Source organism: Myxococcus stipitatus DSM 14675 (genome assembly GCF_000331735.1).
Classification (GTDB): Bacteria; Myxococcota; Myxococcia; order Myxococcales; family Myxococcaceae; genus Myxococcus; species Myxococcus stipitatus.
Genome location: NC_020126.1, coordinates 8,491,414 through 8,503,993, shown reverse-complemented (window position 1 = coordinate 8,503,993; position 12,580 = coordinate 8,491,414). Strand labels below are relative to the sequence as shown.

Below are 12,580 nucleotides of genomic sequence, written 5' to 3'. Positions count from 1 at the left end.
TGCCATACCAACCCGGGGGAACTAGGCTGCTGTCCTGAATTCAAGGGGTTGGGATGCGCAGTCGCCGCCGTGTGCTTCGGAGGGAACGGCATTGCCCTGGAGGGTGAAAGACTTTTCCCGACCTTCTGCCCGGATGAGGGCCTCAGCGGATGAAGTCGGTGAGCGCCCGAGCGACTTCAGCGGGCTGCTCCAGGTGCACGTGGTGGCCTCCGGCAATCATCACCGGTGGTGCAACGAGCGTGCGAAGCGCCTCTTGCCGGCGGTCCAGCTTCTCCGCGTCGGGCCAGAGGCCTTGCTCGCCTCGGATGACCTGCACCGGACAGGTGAGGGCGGCCTGGATGGCCAGCCACTGGGCCTCGTCGTAGCCCTGGGCGAAGCGGCGGCGGTGGCGTGGGTCGAAGGTGAAGGCCACGCCTCCCTCGACGCGCTCGGTGCCGTGGCGCACCAGGTACATCGCGGCGGACAGGGGCAGCGTGGGGTTGGTCTCCCGCAGGCGCGCGGCGGCGTCCTCCACCGTCGGGTAGACCTTGCGGCGCGGCGGCCTGCGCGTGTCGTTGAGGAAGGAGCGCAGTCGCTCCACCGTGACTTCGGCCGCGCCGCCCAAGGGGCCCATGCTCTCGATGAGCGACAGGCCCAGGACGCGCTCCGGGCGCGAGGCCGCGTAGGTGGTGCCGATGATGCCGCCCAGCGAGTGGCCCACGAGGTATGCCTGGGACAGGCGCATGCCATCGAGCGCGGCCTCCACGTCCAGGAGGTGCTCACCGGATTGGTAGTGGGACTCGGGGGGCGCGTGCGCGCTCCTGCCCATGCCTCGGAAGTCGAGCAGCACCAGCCGCCAGTGCGCGGGGACGTGCTCGAGGACAGCATCGAAGCTGTGGGTGTGGTCCAGCCAGCCATGGAGGAAGAGCACGGCGGGCGCGGTGGGAGCCCCAGGACGGTGGCGCACGTGCAAGCGCAGCCCCTGGGAGTCGACGAAGTGGGATTCGAGCATGAGGGACACGGGCGGCTCCTGGCCCGTGCCTTACCTCATCGCGGAGGCTTCGAGGACGGCTAGCGCGGCGGCGAAGGGGGCCTCGGCGGCCCTCCGGTGTCCGGCTTGGACATGATGAGCGCCAACTGCCGCGCCTGGTTCTCCGTCGCGCACCGGTATTCTTGGACCTTCCCGTTGTCCTTCTCGATGCGGAGCACCCAGACGTCGTTTTCCTTCGTCACGTTGGGACGTTGAGACATGTGGCGGTTCCTCCCCACCCTGGAGCAGAAGCACGTCTCGTGCCCGACAACTGGTTTCAAGCCAAATGCCTGATATCCCAGGTCCGCTCCCCGCACGGGGGGAGGGGGGTGACAAAATTGGTTCACCGCTGCGACAAATTTTGGATCATGACCCTGTCAGTCCTTGCATAGTACCCCAGGGCTGGGTCTGTGATGACCTGTCGATGAAAGGGATTGGGCTCAGGGGGTATCAGCCCACTCCCAGGCGGAGCGGTAGCCGCCGTGCGCCTGGGACTCCTCGATGAAGCGGGCGTAGAAGGGGTGGCCGCTGAGGGTGGCCGAGTCGCCCACGACGAAGAGGTGCCGGCGGGCGCGGGTGAGCGCGACGTTCATGCGGCGCAAGTCGTTGAGGAAGCCAACCTGGCCCTCGCTGTTGGAGCGGGTGAGCGAGACGAGCACGGCGTCCTTCTCGCGGCCCTGGAAGGCGTCCATGGTGTCGACCTCGACGTCGGGGGCGAAGGACTCCAGGCGCTCACGCAGGCGGTGGGCCTGGGCGCTGTACGGTGTAATCACCGCGAGCTCGCGCTGTGACAGTCCCAGCGCGAGCAGGGCGCGCACGCGTGCCTCGATGAGGTCGGCCTCGCCGGTGTTGAAGAGGCTGCGCGTGGTGGGCTCCACCTCCTCGTCGAAGCCCTTGCCGGCGGTGTCGAGGAAGAGGACGGGTGGCGCATCCACCTCCGTGCCCGGCGGCAGGACGTCCGCGAGCGTGCGGTCCGCGACGGAGGGGTGGGCGCGAAGCTGGCCGCCGTACATCTCGCGCGAGGGGAAGTCCATGATGCGCGTGTTCATCCGGTACTGCTCGAGCAGCATGCGCTTCACGCCGTCGCCGTGGTCCGCGAGCAGTCGCTCGAAGAGGCTCACCGCCAGGCCCGCGCGCGCGGCGTCTTGAGACAGCACGGTGGGCGGGAGCTGCTGCGGGTCTCCGGCGAGGATGACGATGGGCGCGCGCAGGAAGCCCAGGAGCGCGAGCGGCTCGGTGGCCTGGGTGGCTTCATCCAGGAGCGCCAGGTCGAACTGCTCACCGGACAGCACGCCGGAGTCGAGGCTCGCGAGCGTGACGCAGACGACGTCCGCGGTGGCCAGCACGGAGCGCACCGCCTTGCGCTCGAGCGCGCGGGCCTCGTCGAGCATGGCCTTGGCCTCCGTGGTGGAGGCGCGTGCGTTGGAGAAGCGCGCGCGGCTGCGGCCCTGGGTGCGCTGGCGTCGCGCGTAGCCGAGCAGCGAGAAGGCCTCGTCGAAGAGCTCGCGGGAGACGACGCGGTCGGGGTGCTCCTCCACGACGATGTCCAGCGTGTGCTCCTGCAGGCGCGCCGCGACGCGAGCGGGGTGGCCCACGCGGACGGCGCGCAGGCCCTGGCCCAGGCACAAGTCCAACAGGTGGTCCACGGCGGCGTTGCTGGCGGCGGTGCACAAGAGGCGCTGGCCTCGGGCCACGGCCTGCGCGGCCACCTCCGCGAGCACCGTGGACTTGCCGGTGCCCGGAGGGCCGTGGACCAGGAAGAAGTCCTCGGCGGCGAGCGCGCGTCCCACGGCGTCGAGCTGCTCGGGGTTGAGGGGGCGGCCCGGCTCGAAGTCGCGAGGCTTGTCCGTGCGCGGCGGCTCGTTGCCCAGCAGCACCTCGCGCTTGCGGCGCTCCAGGCCCTTGTCCATGGCCTTCACGCGCTGGAGGCCCGTGCGCATGCGCTCGTAGGTGACGTCGTTGGGGACGACGTCGAGCCGCAGCAGGCCCTCGTGGACATACGGAGGCGGGGAGCGGTCGAAGGCGAGCTGGAGGCGCGTGGCGCTGGCGCGGGAGACCAGGGCCTTGGCGGGCTCGCTCACCTCGGCGCGGCGGGGGAGCACGGCCACCAGGTCTCCGTTGTGGAGCCGGGACGGCAGGCGCGAGCGGTCCGCGCGGGCCAGGGTGAGCAGCACGCGTCCGCCCAGGCCGACCTCTTCCTCCACCGTCTCGAGGTCCAGGACGGACAGGCCCTGCTCCTCTCGCTCGTGGAGGGACATGCCCTCCGCGAGGGTGGCGAGGCGGGCTTTCTCGGCCTCGCGCTCCTTGGCGAGGAGGGAGCCGAGCTGGTCGAAGAAGGAGACGTCACGAGCCATGGGCCCACGTCATGCCATCCGGACGCGGCGGCGGCCAGTGTCTCGGGTGCGGGCGTGTCACGCGGTGGGCGGGCCGGTGGTCCTCGAGGGGAACACCGGCCCACCCGTGTCACGCCGTGACTACTTGCGGAGGATGCCGCCGCTCACGACCAGGCCGTACTTCGCGTCGATGACGCGGGTGCTCAGGTCGGCGTCCTGCACGATTTCGTCGCCGAGCACCGTCACGGTCCACGCACCGGCCTCGGGGCTGGCCAGGAAGACGTTCTCGACGGTGTCCACCTTGTTGGAGACGCCGCCGGACGTGGAGACGTTGCTCGCCGTCAGGCCGTTGTTGCCCCAGTACACGACGCCGGAGGGCGAGGTGACGCGCAGCGAGAGGTCGTTGATGCGCGCCTGCGCGGCGCCCACCGTGCCCGCGGGGTCCGTGTAGACGAGCGTGACGTTGAGCTCCTTCTCACCCGCCGCGACGGTGACGCCGTAGGTGTTGCTGCCCAGGGGCAGGAGGGTGTCCGTCTCGTCGATGATGCCCGTCACCGGGGCGCGGTCATGCAGCCGCTTGATGTCCGCGGTGCCCCAGCCCTGGCGCGCGCGCGTCAGGTCGCCGTTGGTGCCGCCGGCCGTCCAGTTGTAGCGGTGGGCCAGGTTGATCATCAGCGCCTTGGCGGTGGCCATCTGCGGGCGGCTGGCGAAGACGTCCGCGCCGCCGCCGTGGCCGGCCCACACGCCCTTGTGCCACATCTCGAAGAGGAGCCCGAAGTGGCCCGCCGTCTGCGGGGTGGCGGCGCTGGTTCCGCCGAACTCCGTGTACGACGTGTTGCTCGCGTTGCTGGCCGAGCGAATCTGGTCGTAGAAGAAGGACAGGTCCGGCTTGAGGCGCCCGTCCGCCGCGGGGCCGATGCTCGCGCTGCTGCTCCAGGAGTCATCGGTCCGGCTGGCGGTGTTGCGGTGGTAGAAGCCGCCGACGGAGACGATGTTCTTCGCCCACGCCTGCGGCCGCGAGTTGCGCGTGCCGGAGTTGCTCTGGGACTGGGTGCTGAGGATGGGCGCCTTGTGGAGGTAGTCATCCACCTCGGCGGAGATGGTGGTGTACGTCGTGCCCAGGGTGCTGCCCACGCTGGAGGTCTGGAACACGGCGCGGTAGGGGCCCGCCGGGTCCGTCAGCTCGCGGTTGATGTCGTAGCGGGACTTGGTTCCGCCGAACTGGGTGGACTGGCTGTAGAGGAAGAAGATGCCCTGGCCCTTGGGGAGCATGCCGCGCGCCTCGGGGACGACGCCCTTGGCGAAGTTGATGCTGTAGCAGCTCGTCCCGTGCGCGCTGCCGGCGGTGGACGTGCTGTGGATGAGGGGCGCCACGGCCCACTCCTGATGCGTGGTCCGCAGCTCGGTGTCGAAGATCTCACCGCGCACGCCTTCGCCCGTCCAGCCGCGCGTCGTCTCGAGGTAGTTGGCGCCGCCCACCTCGCGCACGATGTTCATGTCCACTTCACCCGGGCCACCCCAGCGGTCGATGAACTGCACCGCGTTGGAGCGCACGAGCCGCTCGAGCTGCGGCTGGGTGAGCGTGGCCTCCACGCGCAAGCCACCCGGCTCGATGAGGTCCACGGTGCCGCCCAGCTTGCGCACCAGCTCGGCGACCTCGCCCTGGCGCACGGCGCCGCGCTCACCCAGCATGATGGAGTAGCGCTGCGCCTCCAGCCGGGCGGAGCGCCCCGTGAGGGCGTCACGGAGGAAGCCCTCCACGCGATACTCCGGATGGTACGGACCCACCCAGCGCACGAAGGGCAGCTCCGCGACGCGCTTCTTCGTGTCCGCGTTCATCTCCACCAGGAACGTGTGGTCCGTGAGGAAGCGCAGCACCTTGCCGCCCTCGCGCTCCAGGGACTCCCGCAGCTCCGGCAGCGGCGTCGCCTGGAGCTGCACGAGCGACAGCGTGTTGCCCGGGTCCGCCGACAGCAGGCCCGCGACGAGCGGCGCCGTGTCCCGGAGCGGGTCGAACTGAACGTGCCCCAGGCGCACCTGATACGTCGTGGCCTGGGCCCGGCCCACGAGCTCCGTGCCGCCGCGGCTGTAGGCGAAGAAGTCCTGACGCTGTCCGGCCGCGTCCTCCTCCTCCCAGACATGTAACTGGAGCGCGGTGCTGGGGACCGCGAGGGTCTTCAGCGAATGCACCCGGTTGTCCGTGCGGTGGAACACCCGCCCAGCCCCGGTGACGAGCGAGCTGCGCCCCTTCACCGAGTCCGCCAGCCCCGCGACAGGACGCGCCGTGGTGGCCTTGTCACTGTCGACGACACGCGCCGCGGGGGTCGCGGCGCGCTCGACTCCTGACGGCGCCTGGGTCGCCGCGAACGCCGGAATCGGCGCGAGAAGGCCACAGCCCAGGGTCATCACAGTGAGGCGACGCCAGCTTCCCGCATACGACGAGAATGCAGTCTTCATGAGGTGTCTCTCCTGCTGCTCGGGTTGCGCTTCGTGCTGCGCCCGCCGCTCCAGGATTCAGTCCGGGCGGCGGATTACGACAGTCGTTGAATTGCAGGAAATCGAGAATTAATTGTTAATCGAGATAGACTCGTCGAATCAACACATTCGCGATGTCTGCCCCGCGCGGTGTGCAATGCCTCACAGCCGGCGGTGATTGAGGTAGACGCGGTGCGCGAGCCAGCACGCCGTGCGAGGTCTGCCGTGCCCGGGCGGCCCGTGCGTCGGCGAGCAGGGCTTGCACCCGAGGCGTCAGCCGGGTTCCGGATGCCACGTCCGGAGGGGCCTCGTCATGGAACTCATCCTCTTCATCGGGTTGCAGGCCTCGGGCAAGAGCAGCTTCTTTCAGCGGCGCTTTGCTCCGACGCACGTCCTGGTGAGCAAGGACCTGTGGCCCAACGCGCGGCGCAAGGAGGCGCGTCAGCAGCGGTGCGTGGCCGAGGCGCTGGCCGAAGGGAAGTCGGTGGTGGTGGACAACACCCACCCGACGCGGGAGCAGCGCGCGCCGCTCATCGCGCTGGGCCATGCGCAGGGCGCGTCTGTCATTGGCTTCTATTTCTCCTCGAAGCTTTCGGACTGCCTGACGCGCAACGCGAAGCGCCAGGGGCGCGCGCGGGTGCCGGAGGTGGCGCTGTTCGCGACGGCGAAGCTGTTGCGGCGGCCGTGTCGTGAGGAGGGGTTTGATTCGTTGTACCGCGTCACCCTGGGCGGCGAAGGGGACTTCGTCGTCGAGGACTGGAAGGAGCAGGAAGATGATGGACGCCGATGAGATGGCCCGGAAGATGCGGCAGGGCGAGCTGTTTCACGGCTTGCGCCTCCTGCCCGGGGCGTGGGCGGTGCTGCGCGTGGACGGCCGAGGCTTCTCCCGCTTCACGCAGGAGCGCTTCGAGAAGCCGTTCGACCCGCTCTTCCACAGGATGATGGTCCGCACCGCGAGCGCGCTGCTGGAGGAGTTCCAGGGCGTCTACGCGTATACGCAGAGCGACGAAATCTCCGTGCTCTTCCGGCCCGACTGGTCGTTGTTCGACCGCGAGGTGGAGAAGCTGGTGTCGCTCTCGGCCAGCGTGGCGACCGCCACCTTCACGCACGCGGTGGGCGTGCCGGCGGTGTTCGACGGACGGGTGTGGATGGGCGCGGATGAGCGCTCGGTGCTGGACTACTTCGCGTGGCGTCAGGCGGACGGCTCGCGGTGTTCGCTCCAGGGGTGGTGCTACTGGACGCTGCGCAAGGAGGGGCTGAGCGCGGCGCAGGCCACGCGCGAGCTGGATGGGCGCTCCACGGCCTTCAAGAACGAGCTGCTCTTCCAGCGCGGCATCAACTTCAACGAGGTGCCGCTCTGGCAGCGCCGGGGCTCCGCCATCCGCTGGGAGCGCTACGTGAAGGAGGGCGTGGACCCTCGCGACGGCTCCCGTCATCAGACGACGCGGCGCCGACTCGGGGTGGACTCGGAGCTGCCCATGAAGGAGGCCTACGAGCGCTATCTGCGCGACGTGCTCGCGGCACCCCCGCCGGAGCCCCGCTAGCCGGTGGGGGCGTCCAGCAACATCACCCGCCACAGCCGGGGCTTGTCGTACTTGGGAGGAATCATCCCCAGCGGCCAGCCCTCGGCGGTGACCTCCGCGTACTGGTAGCTGCGCCCCGCGTGGCGCAGCCGGGTGCCCGAGCCCGGAAGGCCCACGCCCACCGCCGCGTGGGCCAGCGGGTCCGAGTAGAGCATCACCGCGTCGATGCCCACCTGCCGCAGCAGCATCACCGCGAGCAGGGCCTTGGAGTCGCAGTCGCCTCGGTTGCGCGCGGGCACCAGCGCGGGGGGGACGATGCCGAAGGGCTCGTCGTGCGGCAGCTCGTACTGGATGCGCTGCACGAAGCCCAGGATGAGCTGCGCGGCCTGCGCGGAGTCCAGGTTGCGCTCGCGCACGGACGTGACGAAGCGCTCGCCCAGCGCCTTCACGGGCCCCTCGTTGCTGCGCATCAGCTCCTCGTAGATGCAGCGCATGTCGGCGGAGCAGCCGCGCGGGGGCTGGTAGGTGAAGCGCTCGCCGCCCAGGGAGCGGTAGCGCAGCCTTCTCCCGAGCGCCTTGAGCTGGTCCTCCATCCAGGCATCCAGCGTGTCGCCCAGCCCGTACGTCAGCCGGTGGTCGGGCGGCGTGAGGCCCGCCGTACTCCATGCATACGTCCGGGCCCGCGCGCGCGGCGTGTCCGACGGGATGAGCACCGTGCCCAGCTCCAGCGCATTCGCGTCCCCGGGGACGTCATGGGCCGCGGCGCCCGCGTCCGTGTCCGCGAGCCCGCCCACCATCCCCAGCCGGACGGCGCCCCCGAGCGCGCTGGCGACGACAATGAGCGCGACGAGGAGCTTGAGGGCCGGCTTCATGCGCGAGTCCGAGGCCATGGGCGAGGCGGCGCGAGCCCGTCACCCGGGCGCGACAACGGTGCCCTCCGGAAGCTGGGGGAAGGGGATGAGCCCGTTGAGCGCGGCCTGGAGTCCGGGCGCGGTGAGCAGCGCGAGCACCAGCAGGATGGCGGCGAGGATGAGCGCGGCGGCGACGTTGCCCTTGCGCACCTCCTCCAGCTCGTCGATGCCCGGCGTCATCCGGTCGAACAGGAGGATGCCCATCGCGAGCACCGCGACGCCCACGCCCAGCGACAGGCCCACGTGCAGCGCGGCCACGGCGATGAGCTTCCCCAGCATGATGGGCTGGAAGGGCGAGGTGCGCACCGTGAGGTCCACCGCGTCCGACGTGGCCAGCACCGCGTGCTGCACGAGCAGCCCCAGCGAGACGAGGCTCGACGCATGGACGAGGCCCGCCGCGGTGTTGCCCTGGCGCAGCTCCTCCACGGGCTGCGTGCCGAGGATGCGGCTCAGACCGCGCAACGCCATCCAGATTCCGAGGGCGGCGACCAGGCCCCCCAGAACCACTTTGACGAGACCGACGAAGAGAAGGGTGAGGTCCATGCGGAGCGGCCGGAGTCTACACCCACATGCGGCTTCCGGAGAGCACACGAGCAAGCCGCTGTCGCCTGCCTGCCGGACACCGGGCGCGTGGGGTTCAGCGCTGTGACTGGTTCATCCCGTCCGGTGCTTCGGGAGGTGTCGGAGGGGGCCTCGCGTTGCGCACCCACCACACGCGGAAGGGATGCAGGCGGCGGCCCTTGTACATGCCCACCAACTCGACGGGGTCCTCCATGGTCTCGAAGCGGTCCGTCAACGCCGAGGGCGCGAACGGGCCATCCTCCTCCACCCAGAGCACGTCCTTGCCGGGGGGGATGGGCGGCTCGGGCCACACGTCGTACTGACTGAAGCGCACCGGGCCCGCGGTGCCCACGGGGACACCCGCGTGGAGCGCCACCAGCGAGGCGAGCTGGTAGTTGCCGGAGAAGACGGCGACCACGCTGCCCGGCTTCATCTCGGGGAAGAGCTTCTCGGGTGTGGCCAGGGCGCTCAGCACGTCCCAGCCGTGGGTGCGCCACAGCGTCGTGTCGCGCTTGACGGACATCAGCGGGAAGAAGAGGTGGAGGGTCACCCCCAGCACCACCGCGAGCCCGGAGAACGCGGCCGCGCGCTGCCACAGCCGGCTCATCCCCGCGGCGCCCACGCACACCGAGAGGTACGCCATGGTCGTCCAGTTGACCTCGCTCCGCGCGCGCGACGCCGCGTAGCCGAAGAACAACAACGGCACGAGCGCGGCCATGCGCAGGAAGAAGTGCTCCCGGGGGCCTCGCACCGCGTACACCAGCGCGAGAATCGCCAGCACGGGCCCGCCGAAGGCGAACTGCCCCACGATGAAGTCGCCCAGCGTGCGCCACCCGCCCTGGCCATCCAGTCCGTGCTTGAGCTGGAAGAGGATGCCCACCCAGTCGTGCCGCGCGTTCCAGAGGAGCACGGGCACCAGGAACACCGCCGCGACGGCGCCCGTGCCCCACGCGCCCCACGGCAAGCGCCGAGCCCTCAGCGCGGTGATGAGGAAGGCGATGCCCAGCAACACCGCGGGGAACTTGGCGAGCAGCGCGAGCCCCGACGCGACTCCCGCCCACAGCCACCGCTCGCGCCACAGCGCCCAGAGCGCCAGCGTCCAGAACAGGAGCAGCGGCGAGTCCGGCGTGGCCCAGATGCCCGCGACCATGCCCCCGGGCACCACGCTCCACAGGGCCGACGCGCGCCAGGCGGCTTCACGGCTCTGGTACACGTCCCGCGCCAGGCCCCACACCGCGGCGATGGTGCCCGCGCCACACAGGAGCGCCGTGGCGTGGATGCCCAGGAGCGCGAGGAGCCACGCGATGAGCGGGGGATGGTCGTAGTAGCCCCAGTCGAGCCGCTGCGCCCATTGCCAGTAGTAGGCCGTGTCGAAGTAGACGTCGGTCCCGAGCGCCAACACGGTCCGCACCACGAGGGCCACGCCGAGCAGGGCAAGACAGGTCTTGAGGCCAAGGCCAGCAGGGCCCGGAGCGACGGGGGCGGTGGAAACCATGCGTGAGTCTGGACGCCACGGTACCCCACTCGCGTTCTCCAGTGGAGGGTCGCACCCAAGGGGCTTGCCGAGTTTTCCGCGGCTTCGTATGGCGTGTCGACGCAATCCCTTGCTTGGAGTCCGCATGGCCACCCACCCACCGTCCTCGGGTCCGTCCAACCGGCTCGCCCGAGAGCCCTCGCCGTACCTGCGCCAGCACGCCAGCAATCCGGTGGACTGGTTCGCGTGGGGAGATGAAGCACTCGCGCGAGCGCGCGCGGAGGACAAGCCCATCCTGCTCTCGGTGGGCTACTCCGCGTGCCATTGGTGTCACGTCATGGCGCACGAGTCCTTCGAGTCGCCCGACACGGCCCGGCTGATGAACGAGGGGTTCATCAACATCAAGGTGGACCGCGAGGAGCGTCCGGACCTGGACCAGATCTATCAAGGCGTGGTCCAGCTCATGGGGCAGGGTGGGGGCTGGCCGTTGACGGTGTTCCTCACGCCGGACCTGAAGCCCTTCTACGGGGGCACCTACTTCCCGCCGGAGGACCGCTACGGTCGTCCGGGGTTCCCCCGCCTGCTGATGGCGCTGCGGGACGCGTGGAAGAACAAGCGCGAGGACATCCACCGCCAGGCCGCGCAGTTCGAGGAGGGCCTGGGGGAGCTGGCCGCGTATGGCCTGGACGCCGCGCCCGGGGTGCTGTCCGTGGAGGACGTGCTGTCGATGGGCCAGCGCATGGCCCTGCAGGTGGACTCCGTGCATGGAGGCTTCGGCGGGGCGCCCAAGTTCCCCAACCCGATGAACTTCTCGCTGCTGTTGCGCGCATGGCGGCGCGGGGGCGGTGACTCGCTGCGGGACGCGGTGTTCCTCACGCTGGAGCGGATGGCGCTGGGGGGCATCTACGACCAGCTCGGAGGTGGCTTCCATCGCTACTCGGTGGATGCGCGCTGGCTGGTGCCGCACTTCGAGAAGATGCTCTACGACAACGCCCAGCTCATGCACCTGTACTCGGAGGCGCAGCAGGTGGCGCCTCGGCCGCTGTGGCGCAAGGTGGTGGAGGAGACGGTGGAGTACGTGCGCCGCGAGATGACGGACGCGGGCGGCGGCTTCTACGCGGCGCAGGACGCGGACAGCGAAGGCGAAGAGGGCAAGTTCTTCGTATGGCGCCCGGAGGAGATCCAGGCGGTGCTGCCGCCCGAGCGCGCGGAGCTGGTCATGCGCCACTTCCGTGTCACACCGCTGGGCAACTTCGAGCACGGCGCCACGGTGCTGGAAGTCGTGGTGCCCGCGGAGACGCTGGCCCGCGAGCGGAGCCTCTCGCTGGAGGCCGTGGAGCGTGAGCTGGCGGAGACGCGGCAGGTGTTGTTCCAGGCTCGCGAGCGTCGAGTGAAGCCGGGGCGCGACGACAAGATTCTCGCGGGCTGGAATGGCTTGATGATTCGCGGGCTCGCGCTCGCCGCGCGCGTCTTTGATCGGCCGGACTGGACGCGCCTCGCCGTCTCCGCAGCGGACTTCGTGCTCGCGAAGCTGTGGGATGGGACGCGGCTGGCGCGCTCGTATCAGGAGGGGCAGGCGCGCATCGACGGCTTCCTCGAGGACTATGGAGATTTGGCCTCGGGGCTCACCGCGCTGTACCAGGCCACGTTCGACGTGAAGTACCTGGAGGCGGCGAAGGCGCTGGTGAAGCGCGCGGAGGAGCTCTTCTGGGACGCGGAGAAGCAGGCGTATCTCACGGCGCCTCGGGGACAGAAGGACCTGGTGGTGGCGACGTATGGCCTCTTCGACAACGCGTTCCCTTCAGGTGCGTCCACGCTGACGGAGGCGCAGGTGGCGCTGGCGGCGCTCACGGGGGATGAGCACCACCTGGAGCTGCCGTCGAAGTACGTGGCGCGGATGCGAGAGGGACTGGTGGCCAATGCGATGGGCTATGGCCACCTGGGGCTCGCGGCGGACTCGCTCCTCGATGGTGGCGCGGGGGTGACATTCTCCGGCTCGAGCGATGCGGTGGCGCCGCTGCTGAGCGCGGCGAACCACGTCTACGCGCCGACGTTCGCCTTCGGCTGGAAGGAGGAGGGGAGGCCCGTGCCCGCGCTCTTGAAGGAGCTCTTCGAGGGACGCGAGCCCGTCGCGGGGAAGGGCGCCGCGTACCTGTGCCGGGGCTTCGCGTGTGAACTGCCGCGCACGGACGCGAAGGCCCTGGCCGAACGACTGACGGAGAAGCCCAAGGGGGCTTGAGCGCCGCGCGGTCCGGAGCGCACGGGCCCGCGAGGCCCGTGCTTCTCCTCGCGAG

At 70.2% G+C, this 12,580-nt stretch carries 10 protein-coding genes; 3 read left to right on the top strand and 7 right to left on the bottom strand.

Annotated elements, in window-relative coordinates; translation table 11 throughout:
• Positions 1 to 142 precede the first annotated feature (142 nt).
• The 4 genes from MYSTI_RS32700 to MYSTI_RS32685 all read right to left on the bottom strand — a co-directional run bounded on the left by MYSTI_RS32700 (position 143) and on the right by MYSTI_RS32685 (position 5,799).
• Positions 143 to 1,000 (bottom strand): alpha/beta fold hydrolase, encoded by an 858-nt coding sequence (locus tag MYSTI_RS32700; protein WP_015352109.1) that lies wholly within the window; start codon positions 998 to 1,000, stop codon positions 143 to 145.
• Between the two features lie 50 nt (positions 1,001 to 1,050).
• Positions 1,051 to 1,230, bottom strand: coding sequence for a hypothetical protein (locus tag MYSTI_RS32695; protein WP_015352108.1), 180 nt, complete (start codon positions 1,228 to 1,230; stop codon positions 1,051 to 1,053).
• Between the two features lie 219 nt (positions 1,231 to 1,449).
• Positions 1,450 to 3,363: an AAA domain-containing protein gene (locus MYSTI_RS32690; RefSeq protein ID WP_015352107.1), complete on the bottom strand. Its 1,914-nt coding sequence runs from the start codon at positions 3,361 to 3,363 to the stop codon at positions 1,450 to 1,452.
• 120 nt (positions 3,364 to 3,483) lie between these two features.
• Positions 3,484 to 5,799, bottom strand: a complete 2,316-nt coding sequence (locus MYSTI_RS32685) for a DUF8729 domain-containing protein (protein WP_015352106.1) — start codon at positions 5,797 to 5,799, stop codon at positions 3,484 to 3,486.
• Between the two features lie 331 nt (positions 5,800 to 6,130).
• On the opposite strand from MYSTI_RS32685, the gene MYSTI_RS32680 reads away from it, so the two are divergent.
• Entirely contained in the window at positions 6,131 to 6,607 is a 477-nt protein-coding gene (locus tag MYSTI_RS32680; RefSeq protein WP_015352105.1) for an ATP-binding protein, read from the top strand.
• The gene (locus tag MYSTI_RS32675) at positions 6,591 to 7,361 is read left to right on the top strand and encodes a tRNA(His) guanylyltransferase Thg1 family protein (protein ID WP_233278032.1); all 771 of its coding nucleotides are present in this window, start codon (positions 6,591 to 6,593) and stop codon (positions 7,359 to 7,361) included. The genes MYSTI_RS32680 and MYSTI_RS32675 overlap by 17 nt, the downstream gene beginning before the upstream one ends.
• On the opposite strand, the gene MYSTI_RS32670 is transcribed toward MYSTI_RS32675, so the two are convergent.
• The 3 genes from MYSTI_RS32670 to MYSTI_RS32660 all read right to left on the bottom strand — a co-directional run bounded on the left by MYSTI_RS32670 (position 7,358) and on the right by MYSTI_RS32660 (position 10,307).
• Positions 7,358 to 8,212, bottom strand: coding sequence for a hypothetical protein (locus tag MYSTI_RS32670; protein ID WP_044900816.1), 855 nt, complete (start codon positions 8,210 to 8,212; stop codon positions 7,358 to 7,360). The genes MYSTI_RS32675 and MYSTI_RS32670 overlap by 4 nt on opposite strands.
• 39 nt (positions 8,213 to 8,251) lie before the next feature.
• Entirely contained in the window at positions 8,252 to 8,794 is a 543-nt protein-coding gene (locus tag MYSTI_RS32665) for a DUF350 domain-containing protein (protein ID WP_015352102.1), read from the bottom strand.
• A gap of 94 nt (positions 8,795 to 8,888) precedes the next feature.
• Entirely contained in the window at positions 8,889 to 10,307 is a 1,419-nt protein-coding gene (locus MYSTI_RS32660; RefSeq protein WP_015352101.1) for an ArnT family glycosyltransferase, read from the bottom strand.
• A 124-nt stretch (positions 10,308 to 10,431) separates the two neighbouring features.
• Between MYSTI_RS32660 and MYSTI_RS32655 the strand changes: the two genes are divergently transcribed.
• Complete coding sequence (locus MYSTI_RS32655) at positions 10,432 to 12,525, top strand: thioredoxin domain-containing protein (RefSeq protein ID WP_015352100.1); 2,094 nt, start codon at positions 10,432 to 10,434, stop codon at positions 12,523 to 12,525.
• Positions 12,526 to 12,580: the final 55 nt, after the last annotated feature.

Coding starts and splice junctions, on each gene's coding strand:
- MYSTI_RS32695 (WP_015352108.1), bottom strand. CDS start 1,230: ATGTCTCAACGTCCCAACGTGACGAAGGAAAACGACGTCTGGGTGCTC.
- MYSTI_RS32690 (WP_015352107.1), bottom strand. CDS start 3,363: ATGGCTCGTGACGTCTCCTTCTTCGACCAGCTCGGCTCCCTCCTCGCC.
- MYSTI_RS32685 (WP_015352106.1), bottom strand. CDS start 5,799: ATGAAGACTGCATTCTCGTCGTATGCGGGAAGCTGGCGTCGCCTCACT.
- MYSTI_RS32680 (WP_015352105.1), top strand. CDS start 6,131: ATGGAACTCATCCTCTTCATCGGGTTGCAGGCCTCGGGCAAGAGCAGC.
- MYSTI_RS32675 (WP_233278032.1), top strand. CDS start 6,591: ATGATGGACGCCGATGAGATGGCCCGGAAGATGCGGCAGGGCGAGCTG.
- MYSTI_RS32670 (WP_044900816.1), bottom strand. CDS start 8,212: ATGAAGCCGGCCCTCAAGCTCCTCGTCGCGCTCATTGTCGTCGCCAGC.
- MYSTI_RS32665 (WP_015352102.1), bottom strand. CDS start 8,794: ATGGACCTCACCCTTCTCTTCGTCGGTCTCGTCAAAGTGGTTCTGGGG.
- MYSTI_RS32660 (WP_015352101.1), bottom strand. CDS start 10,307: ATGGTTTCCACCGCCCCCGTCGCTCCGGGCCCTGCTGGCCTTGGCCTC.
- MYSTI_RS32655 (WP_015352100.1), top strand. CDS start 10,432: ATGGCCACCCACCCACCGTCCTCGGGTCCGTCCAACCGGCTCGCCCGA.